This window comes from Pseudomonas sp. 8 R 14 (assembly GCF_900005955.1).
Classification (GTDB): domain Bacteria; phylum Pseudomonadota; class Gammaproteobacteria; order Pseudomonadales; family Pseudomonadaceae; genus Aquipseudomonas; species Aquipseudomonas marginalis.
Window position 1 is genome coordinate 1 of record NZ_CVTH01000090.1, and the last position, 22,652, is coordinate 22,652.

The following is a 22,652-nucleotide window of genomic DNA, read 5'->3' on the forward strand; positions in this document are numbered from 1 at the left end:
GTGGCAGCGCGGTGGCGGAGGCGGGCGGTGTGACCGCCAACGGCAGCGGGCGCCGTGTGATGGGCGTTGCCGGGAAGTCCAGCAGCAACAGCGCGACGTTCAGCAACAGGTCGATGCTGCCCTGTTCACGGACCTTGGGGTTCTGGCTGCCGAGCGCCTGGATGTCTTGCGTCAGGCTGGTCGTGATGGCCAGCAACCACCCCATCAGCATTGCCGGGCCGCGCAGCACGGGTTGTATAACACTGAAGAACAGCAAGCCGCTGCCTTCGCGCAAGGTCTGCCAGCGACTTTCACTGTTGGACACGGAGGCTCGGTCAGCCTGTTGTACCAAGGCGCGGGCGTTATCGCTGAACAGGTACTGCATCAGGCTGCCCGTGACCAGGCACTGCTGCAATTCTTCGTTGATACCATCGAGTGCCAGGGTCGCCGGCGGCGGCGTTTCCCTGGGGGCGAACTCATCGCCCTGGCCGAACCGCAGGTAATGGGGTTCGTGAAAACCTCCGTTGTCGTAGATCGGCCTGGTGTTGTCGGGCAGCCAGGTCAGGATGCTGGCTTGCATGTCGCCAGGTGCGGCGATCGCGGCCAGCAGGTCGGCGTGGCTGGCGTACTCGTGCAACGGTTGGGCATAGAGCGGGCGAAACAGCAGGTGCGGGCCGTTGCTGACGTCCTGGAACTCAATGATGTACATGTTGCTCACCACGTCCGGCTGGGCGGCGGGGCTGTGCAGCAGCGCCAGATGACGAATCACCACTGCACGGCCGTCGAGTTGCTGCTCGCTGCTGGTGGCCTGCATCAGGCACTCGACCATGCGTGCGCCCACGGGCGTCACACCGGCTTCGCGCTTGAGGCTCAACTCCAGCGCCAATAGCGGCAGTTGTACCGACAGGTGTTCAGCGAACAGCGTTTCCTGGGCGCGGGCCTTGGCCGTATCGCTGAGCAACTGGTCCTTGAGGTAATGGGGGTAATGCTGGCCGATATCCACTCGCTCAACCAGGGCGATGACGTAGGCCGGTGTCAGCCACGCCGGTAAGGGGGTGCCCTGGCGATGGGCGAGGGTGAACTCGCCGCTGGGACGACCACTCAGGTTTCTGATGGCCAGCTCCGTGAGACTCATGCGCACGTGCTCGACAATCCCGGCACCACCCGGGTAACCGGCGGCAACCACGAACGTCAGCTGCACATCATCCGGGTTAAGCCCCTGTGTCGGGATCTGGTCTGGACCGTTGCCGACGGCTGTTTCACGGCCCATTTCGCGTTGTAGGGCCGCAACGGTAAAACGTTGGATGTCTTCAATGTCGGTGGCAAGGGCCGGGTCCTGTGCGCGTTGTTTCAGGCCCGCCAGGGCCAAGGTGTAATGGCGGTAGCGGGCACGGTCGGCGGGGCTGGCGCCACGCAGATTCTGCGGTAGCTGCGCACGCACGCTGGCGAGTGTTTGCGCAGGGGCTTGCAGGGCGTCGAGAAAGCACAGCCCTGGGTCGGTGATTTCCAGGTACAGCGTGTGCAGCGTCTGCTGGTCTTGGCCGAGTGGCAGTTGCAGGGCGCCCAGGCGCGTGAGTTGCTGGTTCAGAATCATCGACGCCTGGTGGTCGAAGATGGAGCCTTCGGGTTCGTAACGATTACAGGTAATCGTGCTGGCCTGGTAGTGCGCCGCCAGGCGCTCGCCCCAGGCCTGCAAGAGCGCGTCCATTGAGGCAAAGGATTCGACTTGCCCGTTTGGCGCACACAAAAGGGCCGGCGCCACGCCGTTGATGGCGCGGGTCAGCACCATGTGTTCGGTCAGTTGGCGATCGGCCTGGCCATTGCTGCTCAGCGTGGTCTCAAGCCCATAGGCGAGCACGCTGTGGTCGCCGTGTTTGGCCAGGCGTTGTGCACGGTCCGGGGTGGTGATGAGTTGGTCCAGGGTTTGCCAGGCGGCCTCGTCCAGTTCCGGCTGGCGCAGGGTGCTGGCGCGCAAGGTGCTCCTGAGCATGTCGCTGAGCCAGCGCCAGCGGCTGACTGTTGTGTCTGACGGGGCATTCCAGTACTCGGCCAATGCGTCTTGCAGGGCAATGGGCAGGGTGGGCGGCAGCGTCTTGATCAGCGCCTCAATGACTTTCATGTCCGGCCCAGGCGTCTCGGTGCCGGGTAGCTTGAGGCGCTTGGGCGGGACATCCGACAGGTAGTAGGGCAGATGGTCGACTTCGTTGAAGTCCAGTGGTCCACCTTCGGCCAGGTAGCGCCGGATAACCGTCATCAAGGGGGCCAGGGTCCAGCCACCTTTCCCGGTGGGGGTTGCCAGGCGTGTGCGCGACAGGTCGATGATCAAGTCGGGGTATGTTTCGGCAATGGCTGCGCCGAGTAAGGGTTGGATCACCGCCTCCAGGGAGGGGCGACTGGCAAATTGGGCACTGACGGCCTGGGCGGTCAGCGCATGAGTAGTGGGTGTTGCGTGCATCGACATAAAAATCCTTTTTATGGGCGGTCAGCCCGACGCGGGGTTTATTCAGGTATCAGGACGAGGAACAGTTGTTGGTCCAGCGGCCGGTTGATGGGGCTGTAGAGGTCATTGACGATCACGTGGCTGTCCGGGCCTGCCTTGGCGATCAGGTCCTTGAAGGTGGTGAACCGGTGTTCCGGGCGTTTGAGGTGGGCGGCGGTGTAGTCGCCGCGCGGGCTGTCGGCGCTGCTGTAGTGAAAATGCGCGTACCACAGCACGTCGACGCGGTTCTTTTCGCGAATGGCAAACTCCGAGACATAGTCATTCGCGCCAGTGCGCTGCGGGCCATGCACCAGGCCGATATCCACGGCGGCATGGCGACGCAGGTAATCAATGTTTTCCTGGCGCGGACGCTGGGCCTTGTAGCCTTCTATGCAGTGTTGCTCACCCTGACGGCGCAGGTCCGTTGCACGCATGCGCAGGCGCTCCAGGGCCTGGGGGACATCAGGCTTATCCAGGTGATGGGCCTGGATTTCATCGGCAATCGCCTCGATTTTCCTGGCTTGGTGGCCGAACATGTCATTCCAGTCTTGTGGGTTGACGTCGTCACGGCGCTGCGGGTCGGCCAGTTTGCGTTTCTGAAACTCGATGGATTTTTCCAGGGCGGTGATTTGATCGATCAGCCGCTGAGCTTCCGTACGCAGGGTCGCCAGGGCTCGCTGGCGTGGCACGGGTGCCGGGCGCTGCGGCGGTGCGTCGACGATTTCCACCCAGCCTTCATGGGGATGCTCCATGAACCGCGCGCTGATTTCGTCGGTCAGCGGGTTTTTGACCACAATGGTTGGAAAGGGCATCTCGGCGTCGGGGGGCAGCAGGTTGCCCACCAGTGTTCCTTTGTCCCGCGACCGGAACACGCGCTTGGTCGGGGATGGCAGTTGCGCTGGTTTGAAACGCACGAACTGGGCAGGCAGGAATTCATCCTCGCGAAGTACATCCGCCAAGTCTGTCTCGGCTGCGGCGCGCAGGGTTTCCAGGCGCTCGATCAACAGCGGCATATAGCGCGGACGCAGCAGTGTCGAGTCCAGTTCCATCAGCATGCGGTAGGCCTGGAGGCGCCGGCTGTAATGCTCGATCACATTCACCAACACCTCTTTGCGCTCGGCAGAGGTGAAGCCTTGGGTGGTCAACAGGTCGATGTACGAGTGCTCTACGGAGACCTGAGGGAAGTGCAAGGTCTCCAGCCGCGCCATAAAGTATTCTTCCTGGGCGGTGGCTGGCTCCCTCAGCTCATCAATGCTCAACGCCGCCAGCAGGTCGAGCGGCTCGACAATGGCACAGAGGCGGTTGTAGAAGCGCCGATGGGGCATGGCATTGAGGAACTTCAGGCGCTCTGCCGGCCCGGTCTTGAGGCGGTTCGCCATCTCTTCCAACGTCATGTCGATAGCAATCAGGGACTCGGCATGGCGCTCGGAGGTGGCAAAGTGCATTTCAGTCATATCGAGCAACCGCTGATTGGCCGGCTCGTCGCGCTCCATCCGCAACAGGTCGTTCATCAGCTCGCCCCGATCAGACACAAACGTGGCGGTGTGCAGTGACGCCAGGAAGCTGACATCCACCTCCTGCGCCGCCAGCAGGGTTTGGTACTGTTCCAGGCAACTGGACTCATAATCGAACTTGCCATCGGCCGCCTTGACCTGCGCGTAGGCGTCGATTATCGCGCGGCGATTTTGCTGTAACTGCTCGGTGACCGGGGCGTACTTTTCATAGGCCACGAGAAAGTGCAAGCGAGCCCGGGTCCTGTTACGCGCCTCAACGGCGTGGGCGCTGACGGCTGACGGGTCATTAGGGGACAGGCGCAGGCGTTGCATTGCATGGGCCAACTCGCGGTCGCGCACTTCAAATTGTTTCTTGGTTGCCGTCACGGTGTCGAACAAATGGGCGGTTTGGTCAATTTGTTCAAGGATCTGGCTTTCCAGGCGAGTGACCTTCAGCCACGCCTCTGCACGTTGCTGTTCAATTTGCGCCAACTTGGCCTTGAGTCGGTTTTTCGGCCCCCCTCCACGCAGTTTGAGACCCAGGTCCAAGGCCCAGCGTCCTTGCCCGTCGTAGCTGAGCTTAAAGCCTGGGTGCAGGTTTTTTTGTGGATTGACGATGAACACTTCGCCTGCGTCGGGAACGATGCTGACCTGGAACAGCAGGCCGGCTACCGAGGCATGCCACTGCTGACCAATGCGGTACAACCCTTTGAAGGCACCCAACTCGACCGGAGAGGGAGCGGGCACCGGCCAGGCTACGTGGTGCTCGAGCAACGCGTTGAACAGACGGCGTCGGGAACCGTCACGCGCGGTGGAGTGGATGAAGTCCACCTCGGTACGATCACTCGCAGGCGGCTCGGACGGCAGGCCAACCGGGCCTTGTTCAATCTTTGGCGCAACGTGTGCAGACGGCGTGGGAGGTCGTCGCAGCAAGGTACTCAAGGCCTTGGACACGGGCGGTTTGGCTGGGGTGAAAGCGGGCTCGATTGATGGATGTTGCGCCGACGCCCTGTGTATCAGTAACAGGCCGATATTGAGCAGGACATCGACCCAGGCCAGTTCGCGTGCGACCGGGGCATCGCCGTGCAAGGCCTCCAGGTCATGTTGCAGGCTGACGGCCAGTTGTACCATCCAGCCCGCGACCATGGCGGGGCCGCGCAGCAACGGCAGCAATAGTGCGTTGAACAGCAGCCAGCCACCCTCCAGCAAAATCGCCCAGCGGCTTTCGGCGTTGGACACGGCGTCACGGTCGGCCAGGTCGACCAGCGCCCGCGCGTTGCTGCCGTACAGGTATTGGGTCAGGTTGCCAGCGGCCAACGACTGGGCGAGAGACCCCAGCACTGCATCCCCGTTGCTATCGTCCGCCAACTGCGCGGGTGCCGGTGCCGGCCATTGCACGGTGTCGTCGCCCTGGCCAAAACGGATGATATGCGGGCTGACAAAGCCATTGTTGCTGTAGATCGGCCGGGCGTGGTCGGGTAGCCAACTGAGCACACTGTCTTGCAGGGGGCCAGGCTCAGCAATGGCGCCCAACAGCGCGTCACGGCTCGCAAACTGGCGTAGCGAGTCCGGATACAGCGGCCGGTAGAGGATATGCGGACCGACCTGACGGTCCGACGCCTCGATAATGAACATGTTGTTGACCACATCCGGCTTGGAATGCGGTGTGCGGTGGAAGGCCAGGGCGTGAATCACAATGCTCAGGTCGTCGACCACCCGGTCCGCGGCGCTGCGCTGCATCAACGCCTGCACATAACGGTAGCCTTGCCAGGTCATGCCATGCTCGCCCCGTATCTTGTGCTCCAGGGCCTGCAGTGGCAGGCGCACGCGCAATGCTTGGTCGAACAACGCTTCACGGCGTTGGGCTTCACTGTCGTTGCCCAACAACAGGGCCCTGAGGGTGGTGGGGTAGCGTTCGCCGATATTGGTGCGAGCGATCAGCCCCTGGGTGCTGGTGAACAGGCCTTTTTCTCCCAGCAGGTAGTCGGCGTTCATCCAGGCCGGTATCGTCGCGCCGGATTTGGAGCGCAGGGTCAGGCTTCCCTGGGGCGCGGCCGCCAGGTTCTTGATCGCCAATTGCGTCAGGCTCATGGACACGGGCGTGAGGTAGCCGCTGCCCAGGTCGCCGACGGGTACATGGAAGGTCAATTCAAGGTCGTCCGGATCAATCGTCGTGACCTCGGGATGATCGGCGTGGATCTGTTCGAGCAAGGTATTGCGCGTGAAGTCATGCAGGTTCTCGACGCCATCCAGAAACGAAGCCCCCGCTGTTTGCCGGTGTACGCGTGCCAATTCAGCCAGCTGTTGGCGGTAGGCAAAACGATCACCGGGTGTCGCTGTTTGCAGCCACACGGGAAGGTTCGCCTGGAGGGTGTGCTCAAAGGTCGGGCTCGGCGCCGGGGCCTGGATGAACCAGGGCGTGGGGTCTGTGGTGTCGGCAATGCGCTGTTCCAAGGCGTTCAGGCCGTCGCTGGCCGGCAGCACGACGGTGCCGAGCGCTTCCAGTTGTTGGTTAAGCAGCAAGGCCGCGAGGGTGTCGAAGCTATTGCCATCGGGCTCATAACGTTTGATGGTCACGCTGTCGGCCAGCACCCGGCGCGACAGGTCCCGCCCCCGCGCCTGGGTGAAGGCTTCAAGGGAATCATGGAACTCCAATGTGCCGTTGCTGCGGTACAGCATGACGTTTTGTGCCTGCACCACCAGCAATTCGGGTTCCATGATGTTGGCGGTGTGGCTGCCCTGGACGATGCTCGTTTCCAGGCAATAGGCATGCACCCCGCCTTGCACCGGCGTCGGGCGCGTTCTTTGGTCCGGGTAAGCGGTCAAGTGGTGCAGGGCTGTTTGTTGTTGCTGGTATTGGGTCGGTAACAGGCTGGCGGTGCTGCTCAAGCCTGTGGCCAACAGGTCGCCCAGCCATTGCCAGCGGATAGGGCCGGTGTCGCCCGGCTGGTTCCAGTAATCTGTCAGAGCGTCCTGGAATACCGTCATCAGGGTGGGTGTCAGGTCGAGGATTTTCGCCTTGATCAGTTGCAAATCCGGCTCTCTGACCGCTTCGGCCTCATAGGTCAGGGGATGGGGCGCTCGGTTGGTCAGGAAGCAGCGGCGCCCGTCGATGACCGTGTCCGTGTCTAACAGCGTACCGCTGCCCACGTAATCGAGCGCCACATCCAGCAAGCGCTTAAGGTCCCAGCCCCCGACCAGGTTAGGGACCGCTAGCCGGGTAAGCTGCACGTCAAGGTCCAGCGGCGGGTATTGCTCTTTGATCGCTTTTTGCAGCATTTGCCCGAACACCGCTCTCAGGCTCGGGCGCGAGGCGAACTGACGGCTGACCGCCTGGGCCGGGGCGTCGCTGTGTTGGGTAAAGGTCGGGGGTGTGGGCGGCAGCGGGGGGGGCGTAGTTGGCATAGCAGATTCCATTCCGTGGCTGAAGAAGTGTCGTATCGGCCCAAGCATGGCGACTGGTTGGCGGGGAAAGGTGGTAGTCGATTACCGCAAGAGGGGAAACGCGCGCGAGATTGGCCTATCATCAGCGTCTTTATGAACTGATGAATGATCCTGATGACTGCCGACAACCTGAAAACCGTCCTTGAAGCCAGCGATATGCTTGAAATCGACGGGCTGCACGCCTTCGACTTCCAGCTCGTTGATGAAAAGCTGCTGATCACCGCCATGGACGGCCGTGCCGAAAAACGCTGGAGCTTCAGCACGGCGCAGGTGCAGGCCGCCACCTTCGACGAGCCCTTGCAAAGTTGGACCCTGACCGGTGAGTCGGGCGAGCACCGCCTGATCTGCATGAGCGCGTTCACCGGCAACAATAACGATGAGGACCCAGCCGATGATGATGCGTAAATTCTGGCCGCTGCTGATGGCCGGCAGTGTCGGTGCGATGTCGGTACACGCCGCACCGGCTGACACCTACGAGCTGTTGGTCGGCAGCTACACCGCCGGTACCAGCGAAGGCATTTACCGCGTACAGTTCGACAGCCGCACCGGCCAATTCCAGGGCGCGCCGGTACTGGCGGCCAAGGCAGCCAACCCATCGTGGCTGACGGTCTCGAAGGATCAGAAACACCTGTTTGTGGTCAACGAAAACGGCCCAGGGCAGAAAGACGCAGTGGGGCGTGTGAGCAGTTACAGCATTGACCCGCAGAGCCACCAGTTGACCTTGATCAACCAGGTCCAGAGCCTGGGCAACGAGCCCACCCACTCCAGCGTCGCCGCTGATGGGCGCTACCTGTTCGTCGCCAACTATTCGGTGCTGCAAGATCCGGGCGGCAGCCTGGCGATCCTGCCGGTGGACGCCACCGGCAAGCTGTCGGCGCCCGTGCAGTTGAGCGGGCACCCCGCCAGCCGCGTGAACCCCGAGCGCCAGGCGTCCAACCATGTGCACTCGGTGGTGTCGTCGCCGGATGGCAAGTACGTGTTTGTGCAGGACTTGGGTGCCGACAAGGTGTTTGCCTACCGTTATGACCCCAAGGCCAACCACGAACTGCCGTTGACCCCGGCCAACCCGGCCTCGGTGCAATTGCCTCCAGGCAGCGGCCCGCGTCACTTGCTGTTCAGCGCAGATGGCAAGCATGCCTGGCTGACCACCGAGATGAGCGCCCAGGTCGCGGTGTTCGATTACCACGACGGTACGCTCACACAGACCCAGTTGCTGGACTATGCGCCGGGGCAGCCGGTGTCGGACAAAGCCGGCGCGGCGCTGCACGCGTCAAGCGATGGCAAGTTCCTCTACGTGAGCAATCGTGGCACGGCCAATCAGATCCTGGTGTTCAGCATCGACCCGGCCACTGCGCACCTCAAGCAGGTGCAGCAGCGCTCGGTGGAAGGCGATCACCCGCGAGAGTTCAGCCTCGATCCGAGCGGCAAGTTCCTGCTGATCGCCAACCAGAAAAGCAATGAAATCGTGGTGGTCGAACGCGACCCCAAGACCGGCCTGCTGGGTAAAACCGTGCAGAAATTGCCGATCGATGCGCCCAGCGACCTCAAGTTCCTGGTGCGTCAATAAGCCACAGGCCCCGCCATGCGGGGCCTGACCCTTAGTATTAATTGTATTAATAGCGGCTACTGTTTCAAAGCATTTCTAAGGTTCAACCCTCGGGCGTAAGTTGGGTTCCAAGGCCTTCCCCGGCCACCCAACCGAACGAACATAAGGGTTACCGACATGAACTTGAATCTCTTCTCCATCATCGCCGCCTCCGCCGTTTCCGCCACCGTGGCCCTGCCTGCCGCCGCCAGCGTGGAAGTCAGCGGCAAAAAATCCAGCACCAGCGCCTACACCCAGAAATACCTGCAACAGAGCGCCAACTTCTACGCCGCCCTGGATCACAAGACCCAGCAATGAGCGCTGATTGACCCTGCACACAAGCAGACGCCAAACCACTGGAACGTAAACGCGCGTTCGAGTGGTTTGGCGTTTGTGCAGCTGTCGAAGAAAAAAATGAGGTAATGGCGCATTGCCATGTGTTTAAATTGACGCTTAAATATTGACGCGCTCTTTCATGGAATCGACAGCATGGCACTTCGACTCGCCGCACTTATCCTCGCCCTTTATTCCACCCCGATCCTGTCATCCGTGCAGTTGACGGACGGCGAACCGGAGATCGCTCGCGAGCGGTTGTTGAGTCTGATCGAAGGCTAAGCCTTCGCCATCACGCCGATAAACAGTGGCGATTGCAGGAATTCTTCCAACCAGCGTTGCAACGCTTTGTACGGCGTACCGGCAAACCATTCGCGGTCCACGTGGGCAAACTGCCGTATAAACGGCGCAAGCGCCATGTCCGCCAGGCCAGGGTGGTCGGCCAGCAGATAGGCGCGCTGGGCCAGCAACCCCTCGAGCTTCTGCAAGAACACCTCGCCTTCGGCTCGATAGTGTTCCACCGGCTGCTCGGGATAGCGCTCGGGGTACTTGTATCGATTCAAGTGATGTTTAAAGGTTGAATCGTTCTCGGCGATCAGCTCAAGTACCGCTGGATCGCCCTGCAATAACCAGTTATCCGGATCATGCCGGGCCAAGGCCCATTGCATGATCGCCAGGCTCTCGTCGATCACCACGCCATCCACCACCAGCACCGGCACCGTGCCCTTGGGCGACAGTGCCAGCATCTCCGCCGGCTTGGCCTTGAGGCTCACCTCGACAATCCGCACCGCCACCCCCGAGTAGCGCAGCGCCAGGCGTGCGCGCATCGCATAGGGGCAGCGCCGGAACGAATACAGCAGCGCCTCGCTCACTTGACCTCCAGGGTGCTCAGGCCATTGCCCTGGCGCTTGACCTGGATCTGCACCGGGATGCGTTCGTGCATTTCCTGTACGTGGGAGATCACCGCCACCTTGCGCCCCTGGGCCTGCAAGCCGTCGAGGGCGTCCATGGCCAATTGCAGGGACTCGGGGTCGAGACTGCCAAAGCCTTCGTCGATAAACAGCGATTCGATCTTCAAGGTGCTGGACGCCATCGACGCCAGGCCCAGGGCCAAGGCCAGGGACACCAGGAACGTCTCGCCGCCGGACAACGAATGCACCGAGCGCAGTTCATCGCCCATTTCCGTGTCCATCACCAGCAGGCCCAACATGCTGCCGCCGCGCTTGAGACGGTAGCGGCGCACCAGTTGGCGCAGTTGCACGTTGGCGTGGTGCACCAGCAGGTCGAGGTTGTAGGCCTGGGCAATCTTGCGGAAGGTATCGCCGGTGGCCGAGCCGATCAGTGCGTTCAGGCGTGCCCAGCGTTGCCACTCGTCATAGGCCTTGGCGATCTGTTCGGCCAGGGCACTGTTGGCGTCCTGGCGACGCTGGTCTTCGGACTGGCGCGCGCGCAGGTCGGCGCAGTGTTTTTCGCCGTCGGCCAAGTGTTGATTGAGCGCAGCCAGGGCGCCGTCGAGTTGTTCGGCGTCCAGGTTGCCGTTGTGCAGGGCCTGGTGTTCGGCGAGGCGTTGTTCGCGTTCCTGCAGCAATACCTTGGCTTGCTCGACGGCTTTTTCGCTGCTGTGCAGATGCTCGCGCAGCGTGGCGATGTGTGTGTCATCGAACGCCAGCAGACGCGCCAGGCCCTCGTCATCCAGCTCTGGGTGCAGGGCGCGCCATTCGTGGGTGCGGGTCTGGAGGGCCTGCTGCTCGGCTTCAAGGGATTGCCGGCGCTCCTGCCGGGCCTTGAGGTCGGCGGCCAGCTGGATCAGTTGGTTGCAGATGTCCTGCAACTGCTGGTTGGCGTCCGTCTCGCTCTGGCGTGCCTGCACCACGGCCTGTTCCAGTTGTTGTTGCCAGTGTTCGGCGCTGGCGTGCTCGCCCAGCAAGGCCCCGAGTTTTTCCTGGGCGGCCTGTCGCTGCGCGGCCAACTCGGTAAATTGCTGGTTCAGGGCCTCGAGCTGCTGTTGGCGATGCTGCTGGTGCGTGTGCTCTTTCTCGATGGCCTGCTGGCGTTCCTGCTGCTCGGCCAACTCATCCTTCTGATGGCCCAGTTGTTCAAGGCGTTGGCTGACCTGCTGGTCCAACTGCATAAAGGTCGCGGCCGGGTCGCTGCGCAAGCCTTCCAGGGTGTCGGCGGGGAGCAGGTTGGCGAAGGCGTTGAGTTCTTCGTCGAGGCGCTCGCGGTCGTTGGACAGCTCGCGCTGTTGATCCAGCATTAATTGGCGGGTCTGCTGGCTACTGTCCTGAGCGGCTTGCAGGTGTTGCTGCAAGCGCCCGGCGTTTTGCTGCAGGTTGAGCAGGGCGGCCTGGCGCTGTTCGTCCTGGGTGATGCTTTGGGTCAGTTGGCTGAGTTGCTGGGCCAACCAATGGCTGCGTTTGGCTGCGTCCTGATTGAACAGCGAGGCCGCCAGTGGGTGTGCGTCCAGGCTGGGCTGGAGCGCCTGCTGTTGGGTGACCAGGTGTTCCTGTTGTTGCAGGAATTCTTTCTGCTGGGCGATCAGGCCGCCGACTTCACCGCGCAGTTCGGTGAGTTTTTCCTTGAGGGTATCGACCGCTTTCTGCGCCGTGGCCTCTTCGTTGTCGTCGTGGCGCCCGAGGCTCTGCAGCAGGGCTTCGGGCTGGTGGTACGGGTGTTCATGGCTGCCGCACACCGGGCAGGGCTGGCCGTCCTGCAATTGTTCGCGCAATTCCTCGACGCTGGCGCTGCGGGCCAGGCGCTGGCGCTCCAAGAGTTGCTTGGTCACCGTCAGGGTCTGTTCAGCCACGGCCAGCTCGGCCTTGGTTTGCAGGCCGGTCTGGTTCAGTTGGTCGCGTTGCTGGGCGGCATCGGCGAGCTTTTGCGTGAGGGCAACGGCTTGCTGCTCCAGTTGCTGCTGGCTGTCCCACAGGCGTGACAGGTCTTCGAAGGCGCGCTGCTGCTTGCGATTGTCCTGCAACAGGCTGGCCAGCAGTTGCACCTGTTCGGCCACGGCATGGGGTTCGGCGCCGGCTTCTTGATACAGCAGGTCGAGGGCTTCGCGTTGCTGGGCAAATTTTTCTGCGGCGCTGGTAGCACGCTGTTCAAGTTGTGGCAGTTCGGCCTGGCCTTTTTTCAGGCGATTTCCGATCAGCATCAACTGTTGCAAGCGATCGCGGTAGGCGTTCCAGGCATCGCTGAGCGGGGCGAGGGCGCTGCTGCGTTCAAGTTCGGCGGCCAGGCGTTGCAAGCGCTCGGCAACGTGGGCGTGTTTGTCCTGCAAACCCTTGAGCAGCGTCTGGCCTTCGGCACAGGCGGCTTCGTGTTGCTGTTTTTCCTCGTTGCGCTTGGCCAGGTCTCTGGTCAGGTGGGCAAGGGTGTTTTGTGCTTCAAAGGCCTGGCGCAGCAACGGCACCGCATCGCCCTGGGCCTTGAGCGCTTCGGCCAGTGCCGCCTGGGCGGATGCCTGCTGCTGTTGGGCCTGCGCCTGGCGGGTATGCAATTCGGCCTGTTGCTCGATGTGCGCCTGAATCTGCGTAGCCAGCGGTGTGAGCAAGGTGTCGAGTTCGGCCTGGCGCGCAAACTGATGCCGCTGCGGCGCCAATTGGTCCAGGCGGCTCAGGTCTTGGCGCTGTGCATCCTGGCTGTCCCAATCGGCCTGTACGCGCTGGAGCTGCTCGGTGGCACTGCGCTGGCGGTCCTGCCATTCGCGCAGTTCCTTGAGCCAGGTGTGCTGCAACTCCAACTGCTTGAGCTGCGCCTGCTGGGTCTTGAGCTGCTGCTGGGCCGCGTCGAATTGCTGGTCCAGTTCGGCGCGCGCTTCAGGGGCCAGGGGCACTACGCCGGTAGCCTGGTCCTGCAGGTGTTTGTGCGTATCCTTGGCCTCCTTGGCCTTGTCGAATGCGCGGCGGCCGAGCTGGGTGTACAGCGCGGTGTCGGTGAGCTTTTCCAGCAGTTCGCTGCGCTCATTGTCGTTGGCCTTGAGGAAGGCGCTGAACTCGCTTTGCGCCAGCAACACCGCGCGGGTGAACTGCTCGAAGTTCAGGCCCAGGGCCAGTTCCAGCTGGGTTTTGTATTCGGTCTTCTGGCTGGCCAGCAGTTGGTCGCTGTCCAGGTCGATCAGGCTCTGCCGACTGTTCTGCAATTTGCCGCTGGCCTTGTCGCGGGCGCGATTGGCTTCCCAGCGCGCCCGGTAGCGACGGCCGCTGACACCGACAAAGTCCACTTCGGCGTAGCCGCCACCGGTGCCACGCCGGATCAGGGTGCGTGGATCGCCGATGGAAATATCGCTGTCGGCATCCGGCATCTTGGCCTGGCCGGTATCGCCCAGGCGTGGCACGGCGCCAAACAGCGCCAGGCACAGGGCATCGAGCAGGGTGCTTTTACCGGCGCCGGTCGGCCCGGTAATCGCGAACAGCCCGGCACTGGCCAGGGGCTCGGCAGTAAAGTCGATCTCGAACGGCCCGGCCAGGGAGGCGAGGTTTTTCAGGCGGATGGCAAGAATCTTCATGGCTGTTCACCTGCCTGTTGCACTTCCTGGAGCAGCACGGCGAAATCCTTCAAGGTCTGTTCATCCACTTCACTGCCGTAGCTGTCCTGCCAGGCACGGCTGAACAGCTCTTGCGGCGAGAGTTGATCGAGTTCGATAAAGCGCTCTTCGTCATGGGCATCACTGCCACGTTTACCCGCGTACTCGGCGGCGATACGCACCAGGCGCACGGCCTTGCCTTGTAGGGCGGTTTCGATCTGCTGGCGCAGGTCGGGCTGGGGCTCGTCCAGAAGTACGCGCACTTCCAGCCAGGGATGGCGCTGGGTTTCGGCGAGCAGGTCGATATCGGGCAGCTCTGCCAGCTGTTTAAGAATATCCGCCAGCGGCGCGGCTTCCAGGCGTTGCAGGTCGACCGAGCGGGGAATCAGCAGCGGTTCGACGCTCACCAGGCATTGGCCCTGGAACGTCACATCGAGAATCTGGTGCTTGTAGCCGATTTCGGAAAACGACAGTGGAATCGGTGAGCCGCTGTAGCGAATGCGCTCTTCGCCATTGACCTTTTGCGGCTTGTGCAAATGGCCGAGGGCCACATAGCCCACACTCTTGTCGAACAGTGTGGCCGGCAGCGCCTCGGCGTTGCCGATGATCAGGCTGCGCTCGGAGTCTTCCGACACCGAACCACCGGCCATGTGCGCATGGCTGATGGCAATCAGCGCCTGGCCTTTTTTGCGTTTGGCGTTGGCGGCGGCGATCAGCCATTCATGTACCTGGCCGATACCCTGCAGGTAGTCATCACCCAGGTGGGCACCGGTGACTTCCGCCGGGCGCAGGAACGGCAGCGCCAGGCACCACGCGGCGACCTTGCCCTTGGCATCCGGCAGGGGAATCAGCAGGCGTTCGGCGTCCAGCTGGCCGTCGTCCAGCCACAGCACGCGGCCCAGCGCATGGGTGCGCAGGCGCCGCATCAACGGCGCGGGCAGTTCGATGCGCGAGCCGGAGTCGTGGTTGCCGGCGATCATTACGATGGTCAGCGTCGGGTTTTGTTCGTGGGCGCTGATGATGAAATCGTACAGACGCTCCTGGGCCTTGAGCGGCGGGTTGACGGTGTCGAAGATATCGCCGGCGATCAACAGCACATCGGGTTGCTGGGCCGCGATCTGGCGCAGCAGCCACTCGAGGAAGCAGGCGTGTTCGAAGTCGCGTTCCTGGCCGTGGAGGTTTTGGCCCAGGTGCCAGTCGGAGGTGTGGAACAGACGCAAGGCGAACTCCGTAGAGGAAAAGAGGATGAATGGCCGCCGAAAACAAAGCAGGGCGATAAAGCTGGAGAGTTTACCTGTAAATACCCTGTTACCAGGCGCGCTTGGAACTGACCGCTGATGAACATGCACTCAAAACAGGTCCCACCTGAAGGTGGGATACCTATGAACTGTTTGAAGGATAAATTGAATATGAGTGCAATTAATCCCGGTGGTGATCACCTTCTTTACTCGTTCACCTTACCTCCCGTACATCATCAGTCGCCGGAAAAAAAAAGCGAGCCAAAGGAAGCACCAATGAATCCCAGGGATTGGCTTGAAAGTGTGACCAATGAAAAGCGCGATCCAAAACTGGCTGAGGCTGGCGCTGATTACGCGCGGTTTATGGTCAACTGGTTCGATTCCGGAAAACCCACATAAGGAGCCGATGCAGGAGTGCTCATCGGCATTGTCTGCCAATCAGTAAGGCCTGCTTTAACGCCTTTAGACGGTGGATGTCCTTTGATTGATTATTTCCACGCCCCACGCGGGAATATTCAAAGGAGGGCGTCCACCCTGGATGCGGCCCGCCGCTCCGTCGGCGAGGCTATTGGCGCTGCTGATCAAATGCACGTCCTGCAATTTTAACGAACTATGGATTGCTGGCCTTTAACAATACAGGTCCCCCAGGCAGCACAAGTCAAATCTGGGAGGGCTTATTTGGGATACAGCGGCGGCAAACTGGTGGTGTCCGTCGCCGGGCCCTGCTCGCGCTCGGCCATGGGGATGGCCTTGACCGCACGCCACAGTTCTTCACCCAGCCAGTATTGACCGCTCTCGCTGTACAGCGCGCCATTGAGCCCATCCAGTGCATCCGACAACGGCACAAACCGTGCCGCCATATCCGCCAGGGTTTCCGGCTGTTGCCGCGCCCAGGCATCCAGTGCCTGGCGGGTGGCCTGGGGGTCGTTGGCCTGGGTGGCACGCTTGAGGTCGTCGAGCAGGGTGCGCGGGCTCGGGCCGGTTTGCGCGGCGCGCAGTACCGCCGGTTGCCGACGGGCCCGCCACCACAGGCCGAAGCCCAGCAAGGTGGTGCAGGCCAGGAGCAGGGTGCTGAGTTGCCACAGCCACAGGCGGCTGTCGTCCGGTGCGGTGATGATGGTCGGGATGGCCGGCGTGTCCACCGCCAGGCTGGGGTTGTTGGCCACTTGCAGGGTGCGGGCCGGCAGGCTGGTGCGTTCCAGATGGTCCTCGTGGGTGTTCCACCACACCACCTCGACGGCAGGCAGTTCCAGGGCGCCGACACGGTTGGGCACCAGGGCCTCACGGTCTTCGCGACTGCCGATCAGGCCACGGTCACTGGTCTGGTTGCCGAGCATCGGTTGGTCCGGGTAGCGGCGCAGGCCGTTGATGTCGGTGCTGGGCAGGGCGGGCAGTTGGGCGCTGGACAGGCCTTCGGCCTTGACGATCAGGCTGCGGGTCAGGGAATCGCCGACTTGTACATGTTCCGGCTCCGGGTTCCAGCTCTCGGTGAGCGTGAGGCTGCGAGCCGGCAACCAGGGCGCATCGACGGGGTACAGCGCGGGCTTGGGCTTGACCGCCAGTGGCAGCACCGCCGAACTCACATGGATCAGCTTGCCGGGCTTGGTGCCCTGCAGTGTGTTTTCCTGGGGCGGACGCGACTCCACCAGCGTGGCGCTGAACGTCTGCGCGGGAATCTCCAGGGTGCCGCTGTGCTGCGGGTAGATCGCGTAGCGGGTTTCGATCACGCCATGGCGGATGCTGTTGATGACCTTTTCATAGGTGCGCGACTCGCCCAACTGTTCGACACGGGCATCGGGGATCTGCAACGGCGTCAAGCTGCTGTCGTCATACAGCGACACCGAGTGGTACACGCGCACGGTCAACAGTGCCTGGGCCTGGACGTACACGCTGGTCTGGTCGAGGTTGGCTTCGACAAACACCGGGGCCAGTTCGGCGTTGGTGTCCTGGCTGGTGGTTTCCAGCACTTGCAGGCTGATCGGCTGGGTCGTGTACTCACCCACTTGCAGCGGCGGAATCACCACCGTGCCGTTCTGTTTGGGCAGCAGGGTAATGATCCAGCGGGTGGTCGCATGGTTATCGCCACCCAACGTCGTGAGTTGGTTGAGCTGGCGCGTGCCACTGACTTCGAATTGCGCATCCAGGGGCGACAGGTCGGGCTTGCCGAACTGGGTGACATCGCTGGATTCCACCGTCAGTTCCACCGTTTCCCCGGAATTGAGACGGTTGCGGTCGACGCTGGCGACCAGGCTGGCCGCCTGGGCGTGGCCTGCCGACAACGCGAGCAGAAGCAGAAGGGTGGTGCGGCGGCTCATCGAGTCTTGTCCTGATGCTGTTGCTGTTCGTACCAGAATTTGCGTCGCAGCAGTTCGCCGGGATTGTCCGGGATCTCCTGCAGCCATTGTTCCAGGGCCTGGCGGTGTTCACCGTCGAGGTTGGCGTCGGCAGCAAGCAGCGGCGGGGTGGTGGTGTGCTCATCGCCCAACTCGCTGCCCGGCACGTCGTTGCCAGCGGCTGGCGGCGGGGTGCCGGCCTGGGTATCGCCGGTGCCGGCTTCGCCCTGGCCCTGGGACGACTGCTCGCCACCTGTGGCATTTTGCCCAGTGGCGCCCGGTTGCGCAGTTTGGCCGGGTTGGGTGGTTTCGTCATCCTCGTTTTTTGCCTGCGTTTGCGGCTCGGGTTCTGTCTGTTCCTGGATCAGGGCTTCTACCAGGGCCTTGTTTTTCAGTGCCGGTTGCAGGTCGGGCTGGGCTTCCAGGGCTTGTTCGTAGGCGTCGATGGCCGCTTCGAGTTCACCGGACCTGGCCAGGGCGTTGCCGCGATTGTAGTGGGAATAGGCGTCATTGCCCTCGGCAAACCGCTTGATGGCCTCGGCATAGTTGCCGGCCGCGTACAGGGCGACGCCTTGCCACTGCGGATCCTGGAAGTGCTCTGCGGCCTCGGCGGGGCGTTTCTGCTTGAGCAGGTATTGGCCTTGCTGGTCCGGCCGCAGCCACAAATCCTGGAATTCAAAGGCATAGCTGGGTTGTGGCGCGCCCAACAGCAGAAGCGGTAAAAAGAACAACCAGCCGCGCCGCCCGGCGCAGGCGGCCAGCAGCAACAGCGGCAGCAGCAGCCAGTATCCCTGGTCGGCCCAGGTGTCGAGGTGCAGTAACTGGCCGTCGTTGCGCAGGGCTTGGGGCGGGTCCAGCACGCCGAGCTGGCGCAGGTCTTTATCATCCAGGCGTGCGGCCCGGTAGCGGCCGCCCATTTCGTTGGCGAAGGCCTTGAGTGTCGGGCTGTCGAGGCGCGGTACCAGGATCGCGCCTTGTTCGTCCTTGAGGAATTCGCCGCTTTCCTGGGTCACCGGCGTACCTTCACGGCTGCCGATGCCCAGGATCGACAGGCTCGGCGCCTGGTTGCCCTGCAGCAGCAGGCGAATGCCCTGGCGTTCCTGTTTGGACAGCGATGAGCCGACCAGCAGCAGGCGACCCTGGCCCAGGCCGCCATGCTTGAGCAGGTCCAGGGCTTTCTCCACGGCCAGGTCGGCGCGGTGGCCGGACTCCGGCATGATCGAGGGGCGCAGGGCGTCGAGCAGGTTGCGGCTGGTGGCCAGGTCGTCCGACAGCGGCACCAGGGTGTGGGCGCTGCCGGCATACACGACGATGGCGGTTTGCGCATCGCTGCGCGCCTGCAACAAGTCATAGAGCTTGCGCCGTGCCTGTTCGAGGCGGTTGGGCGGGCTGTCGGTGGCGAGCATTTCCGGGGTCAGTTCGAGCAGCACCACCAACGGGTCGGAGGGTTTCTGGCTGGTTTGTTCAACCCGTTGCCAGCTGGGACCCAGCAACGCCAGCACCGCCAACAGCCAGGCGAGGCCCAGCAACACCCACGGCGATTTGCTTTCGCGCCCGCTGCCACCGCTGAGCAGTACGGCGTGAAAGGCCGGCGGCAGGATCATCTGCCAGCGCCCGGCGCGCTTTTGCCGATGCCACAGTTGCCACAGCAACCAGCCGAGCAGCGGCAGCAGCAACAGCCACCAGGGACGGAACCAATGTGGCCACAGGGCGATCATCGACGCCTCCGTAGACGCAGGCGTTTAAGGCGCTGGCGCCATTCCGGATGCTGTTGCAGGAAGATTCCCTTGCTCGACAGTTTGTTGAGCCCGCGTTGCAGGGCGTTGTTTGGCCAGCGTTCGTGGATCACCAGCAACATGCTCAGGATCAGCGCCAGGGCCAGCGGTCCGCTGTACAGCGCCTGCGCCGGGCGTGCCTGGGTCGGTTGCTGTTCGACGGGCTCGAGCTTGTCCAGTGTCTGCTTGATCGCTTCCAGCTCCTGGCCATCGCGGGCACGGAAGTATTGGCCGCCGGTGGCCTCGGCAATCGCCCTGAGTGCCGGCTCGTCGAGGTCCAGGCTCGGGTTGACGCCAAGGATGCCCAGGGAACCGGTTTGCTCAGGGTCGGCGCCGATGCCGATGGGGTAGATCTTCACCCCTTCTTCGGCCGCCAGGCGCGCGGCGATCAGGGGCGCGATCTGCCCGGCGTTGTTGGCGCCATCGGTGACCAGGATCAGCACGCGGCTTTGCGCAGGCCGCTGACGCAGGCGTTTCAGCGCCAGGCCTATGGCATCGCCAATGGCGGTGTTCTTGCCGGCGATGCCGATGCGCGCCTCATCCAGCCAGGTGCGCACGGTGCGGCGGTCAAAGGTCAGCGGTGCCTGGAGGTAGGCCTGGCTGCCGAACAGGATCAGGCCCACGCGGTCACCTTCGCGGCCTTCAAGGAAGTCGCCGAGCAGGTGCTTGACCAGGTTCAGGCGGCTGACGTCTTCGTCCTGCCAGTGCATGTCGGGAAAGTCCATGGAGCCGGACACGTCCACCGCCACCAGCAAATCGCGGCCGCTGGCGGCAATCGGCAGTGGCTCGCCCAGCCATTCCGGGCGCGCAGCTGCGCTCAGCAGCAGCAGCCACAGCACCACGAAGGGCGCCTGTTGACGCCAGCCCGGCAGGTTCACCCGCGCACGGCGGCGGGCCAGGCTTTCGAGATCGCCGAGGTAGCTGACTTTAAGGGCGGGCTCGCCGCTGTCGGCCGCCGGCAGGATGAACCGCATCACCCACGGCAAGGGCAACAGGATGAAGATCCACGGCCAGGCGAACTCAAACATGTTTGCGGATCCAGGTGTCGACCGCTTGGGTCAGGCCGGCGATGGCCTTGTCGTCGAGTTTGCATTCGGGTTTGTAGGCTCCCTCCACCAGCACCATCCAGCGCGTGAGGCCGGCGGCCGGGCAACGGTTGTCGAGGAATGCCAGCCATTTGCGGCCGTTGAGGGTATGGCTCTGGCTATAGGGATAGTCGTTGCGGCACAGGCGCTTGAGCAGGCCATTGAGCTGTTGCAGCCAGGCGCCGGCGGGCGCGCCATCGTAGGGTTTGGGCATCAGCGCCAACTCCGCCAGGGCGGCGATGCGCAGCGGGTCCAGCGGTTGTTCGGCGCGGGCCAGGGGGCGTCGAGTCGGCAAGAAGCGGCGCAGCGACCACAACCCCCAACCCAGCAGCGGGATGACCAGCAGCAACAGCCACCAGCCCGGCGCGGGCGGCCAGAAGCCGATGGGCGGCGGGGCGATCAGCGGTTGCAGTTGGTCGAGGCTGCTCATTGCTTTTTAACCGGGCGTTGCGGGTTGAGGTATTCGCGCAGTTGTTCGACCATTTGGCTCTGGGTGCTCAGGGGCATCAGCAGGATCCGCAGTTTCTGCGCGAGCAGTTCCCAACGGGCGATGCGCGCTTCGGCCTGGGCCTTGTAGGCCTGGCGCAAATCGAAGTTCAGCGTATCCAGTTCCAATTGCGCCCCGCGTTGCGCAAAACGCAGCAGCCCGGCGGCGGGGAGGGCGTGGTCCAGCGGGTCGGAGATCGGCAACAGCAGCAAGTCGCAATGGCGTGACAGCAGGCTCAATTGCTGCTCGGCGCCCTCGGTGAGGGCACGTTCGTCGCAGATCACGATTACCAGGCTGCCGGGACGCAGCACTTCGCGGCCACGGCGCAGGGCCATGCCCAGGGCGTCGGCCTCCGGGCGGCTTTCGGTGTCCAGGCTCTGGTTGACGCGCACCAGGCGGTTGAGCAATTGCAGCAGGCTTTGCTTGCTGCGGCGCGGCTTGATTTCGTAGTGCTCGTTGTCGCCGAACACCAGCCCGCCGACGCGGTCGTTGTGCCCTAACGCGGCCCAGCCGATCAGGCTGGCGGCTTGAGCGGCGAGCACCGACTTGAACATCTGCCCCGAGCCGAAAAACAGCCGGCAACTTTGCTCCACCATGATGAAAATCGGCCGTTCGCGTTCTTCGTGGAACAGCTTGGTGTGCGGCTCCTGGGTGCGCGCGGTGACGCGCCAGTCGATGGTGCGCACGTCGTCGCCGGCCTGGTACACGCGCACCTGGTCGAAGTCCACACCGCGCCCGCGCAGCTTGGAGTGGTGCAGGCCAATCAACGGGCTGCGCTGGCTTGGCGTGGAAAACAGCTGCACTTCGCGCACACGGTGGCGCATCTCGATCAGCTCGCTGAGCGTGACGCGCACCCCATCGCTTGCGTTCATCGACTTCAAGCGACGGCAACGACGTCGAGAATGCGTTGCACCACACGGTCCTGGTCAATCCCGGCCGCTTCGGCTTCGAACGACAGGATGATGCGATGGCGCAGCACGTCGAACAGCACCGCCTGGATGTCTTCCGGGCTGACAAAGTCGCGACCGGCCAGCCAGGCATGGGCGCGCGCGCAGCGATCCAGGGCGATGGAGCCACGGGGGCTGGCGCCGTAGGCGATCCATTCGGCCATTTCCGGGTCGAACTTGGCCGGGGTGCGCGTGGCCATGACCAGTTGCACCAGGTATTCCTCCACCGCATCGGCCATGTACAGGCCGAGGATTTCCTTGCGCGCGGCAAAGATCGCCTGCTGGCTGACGCGGCGCTCGGGCTTGGTTTCGCCGTTGAGGGCTTCGCCACGGGCCTGTTGCAGGATGCGCCGTTCGACGGCCGCGTCGGGGAAGCCGATCTTGACGTGCATCAGGAAACGGTCGAGCTGGGCCTCGGGCAGCGGGTAGGTGCCTTCCTGCTCGATGGGGTTTTGCGTGGCCATCACCAGAAACAGCGGGGACAGGTCGTAGGTACTGCGCCCGACGCTGACCTGGCGCTCGGCCATGGCCTCCAACAGCGCCGATTGCACCTTGGCCGGGGCGCGGTTGATCTCGTCCGCCAGCACCAGGTTGTGGAAGATCGGCCCTTGCTGGAACACGAAACTGCCGGTTTCCGGGCGATAGATCTCGGTGCCGGTGATGTCGGCGGGCAACAGGTCGGGGGTGAACTGGATACGATGGAACTGCGCTTCGATGCCTTCGGCCAGCTCTTTGATCGCCTTGGTCTTGGCCAGGCCCGGCGCGCCTTCCACCAGCATATGGCCGTCGGCGAGCAGGGCGATCAGCAGGCGATCGATGAGTTTTTCCTGGCCGAGAATCTGCGTAGAAAGAAAGGTTCGCAGCGCGAGCAGCGCTTCACGATGTTCCATCGATGACGGTTCCTGGAGAGATGAGCCTGTGCGTCATGTAACAAACGACAGCCTGGGGC

The 22,652-nt window shown here is 63.1% G+C and carries 16 protein-coding genes; 5 read left to right on the forward strand and 11 right to left on the reverse strand.

The features are described 5' to 3' along the window. Together BFQ01_RS28905 and BFQ01_RS28910 are read right to left on the reverse strand one after the other, a co-directional pair. Positions 1–2,434: dermonecrotic toxin domain-containing protein (locus BFQ01_RS28905; protein ID WP_370671282.1), on the reverse strand; the 2,434-nt coding region annotated here is incomplete at its 3' end. 44 nt (positions 2,435–2,478) lie between these two features. Continuing rightward, complete coding sequence (locus BFQ01_RS28910) at positions 2,479–7,356, reverse strand: dermonecrotic toxin domain-containing protein (protein WP_065927980.1); 4,878 nt, start codon at positions 7,354–7,356, stop codon at positions 2,479–2,481. A gap of 153 nt (positions 7,357–7,509) precedes the next feature. Between BFQ01_RS28910 and BFQ01_RS28915 the strand changes: the two genes are divergently transcribed. From BFQ01_RS28915 to BFQ01_RS33115, 4 genes are all read left to right on the forward strand, one after another. After that, positions 7,510–7,800 (forward strand): DUF5629 family protein, encoded by a 291-nt coding sequence (locus BFQ01_RS28915; RefSeq protein WP_065928081.1) that lies wholly within the window; start codon positions 7,510–7,512, stop codon positions 7,798–7,800. Then, positions 7,787–8,962 carry a lactonase family protein gene (locus BFQ01_RS28920; RefSeq protein ID WP_065927981.1) on the forward strand — a complete coding sequence of 392 codons (1,176 nt, stop codon included), beginning with the start codon at positions 7,787–7,789 and terminating at the stop codon, positions 8,960–8,962. The genes BFQ01_RS28915 and BFQ01_RS28920 overlap by 14 nt, the downstream gene beginning before the upstream one ends. Before the next feature lie 156 nt (positions 8,963–9,118). Continuing rightward, complete coding sequence (locus BFQ01_RS28925; protein ID WP_016980181.1) at positions 9,119–9,298, forward strand: hypothetical protein; 180 nt, start codon at positions 9,119–9,121, stop codon at positions 9,296–9,298. A 171-nt stretch (positions 9,299–9,469) separates the two neighbouring features. After that, a complete protein-coding gene (locus BFQ01_RS33115) occupies positions 9,470–9,595 on the forward strand; it encodes a hypothetical protein (RefSeq protein ID WP_256097795.1) in 126 nt (41 codons plus the stop codon). Here the strand turns inward: BFQ01_RS33115 and BFQ01_RS28930 are convergent. From BFQ01_RS28930 to BFQ01_RS28940, 3 genes are read right to left on the reverse strand one after another with little or no spacing between them, the layout of a single operon-like run. Continuing rightward, the gene (locus BFQ01_RS28930; RefSeq protein WP_065927982.1) at positions 9,592–10,185 is read right to left on the reverse strand and encodes a glutathione S-transferase; all 594 of its coding nucleotides are present in this window, start codon (positions 10,183–10,185) and stop codon (positions 9,592–9,594) included. The two genes, BFQ01_RS33115 and BFQ01_RS28930, sit on opposite strands and share 4 nt — an antisense overlap. After that, positions 10,182–13,820, reverse strand: coding sequence for an AAA family ATPase (locus BFQ01_RS28935; RefSeq protein WP_065927983.1), 3,639 nt, complete (start codon positions 13,818–13,820; stop codon positions 10,182–10,184). The genes BFQ01_RS28930 and BFQ01_RS28935 overlap by 4 nt, the downstream gene beginning before the upstream one ends. Then, positions 13,817–15,058: an exonuclease SbcCD subunit D C-terminal domain-containing protein gene (locus BFQ01_RS28940; RefSeq protein WP_065927984.1), complete on the reverse strand. Its 1,242-nt coding sequence runs from the start codon at positions 15,056–15,058 to the stop codon at positions 13,817–13,819. The genes BFQ01_RS28935 and BFQ01_RS28940 overlap by 4 nt, the downstream gene beginning before the upstream one ends. A gap of 189 nt (positions 15,059–15,247) precedes the next feature. Between BFQ01_RS28940 and BFQ01_RS32515 the strand changes: the two genes are divergently transcribed. Beyond that, a complete protein-coding gene (locus tag BFQ01_RS32515; RefSeq protein WP_137212529.1) occupies positions 15,248–15,475 on the forward strand; it encodes a hypothetical protein in 228 nt (75 codons plus the stop codon). A gap of 275 nt (positions 15,476–15,750) precedes the next feature. Here the strand turns inward: BFQ01_RS32515 and BFQ01_RS28945 are convergent, their stop codons facing one another. Genes BFQ01_RS28945 through BFQ01_RS28970 form a run of 6 tightly spaced genes read right to left on the reverse strand, consistent with a single transcriptional unit; the run spans position 15,751 to position 22,593 of the window. Next, the gene (locus BFQ01_RS28945) at positions 15,751–17,391 is read right to left on the reverse strand and encodes a BatD family protein (RefSeq protein WP_065927985.1); all 1,641 of its coding nucleotides are present in this window, start codon (positions 17,389–17,391) and stop codon (positions 15,751–15,753) included. After that, positions 17,388–19,127, reverse strand: a complete 1,740-nt coding sequence (locus BFQ01_RS28950) for a tetratricopeptide repeat protein (protein WP_065927986.1) — start codon at positions 19,125–19,127, stop codon at positions 17,388–17,390. Before BFQ01_RS28950 ends, BFQ01_RS28945 begins: the two co-directional genes overlap by 4 nt. After that, on the reverse strand, positions 19,124–20,212 hold the full coding sequence (locus BFQ01_RS28955) for a vWA domain-containing protein (RefSeq protein WP_065927987.1): 1,089 nt from the start codon (positions 20,210–20,212) through the stop codon (positions 19,124–19,126). The genes BFQ01_RS28950 and BFQ01_RS28955 overlap by 4 nt, the downstream gene beginning before the upstream one ends. Next, positions 20,205–20,699, reverse strand: a complete 495-nt coding sequence (locus BFQ01_RS28960; RefSeq protein ID WP_065927988.1) for a DUF4381 domain-containing protein — start codon at positions 20,697–20,699, stop codon at positions 20,205–20,207. The genes BFQ01_RS28955 and BFQ01_RS28960 overlap by 8 nt, the downstream gene beginning before the upstream one ends. After that, positions 20,696–21,628, reverse strand: a complete 933-nt coding sequence (locus tag BFQ01_RS28965) for a DUF58 domain-containing protein (protein WP_065927989.1) — start codon at positions 21,626–21,628, stop codon at positions 20,696–20,698. The genes BFQ01_RS28960 and BFQ01_RS28965 overlap by 4 nt, the downstream gene beginning before the upstream one ends. Before the next feature lie 5 nt (positions 21,629–21,633). Continuing rightward, on the reverse strand, positions 21,634–22,593 hold the full coding sequence (locus BFQ01_RS28970; protein WP_003174327.1) for an AAA family ATPase: 960 nt from the start codon (positions 22,591–22,593) through the stop codon (positions 21,634–21,636). Between the last annotated feature and the right edge of the window lie 59 nt (positions 22,594–22,652).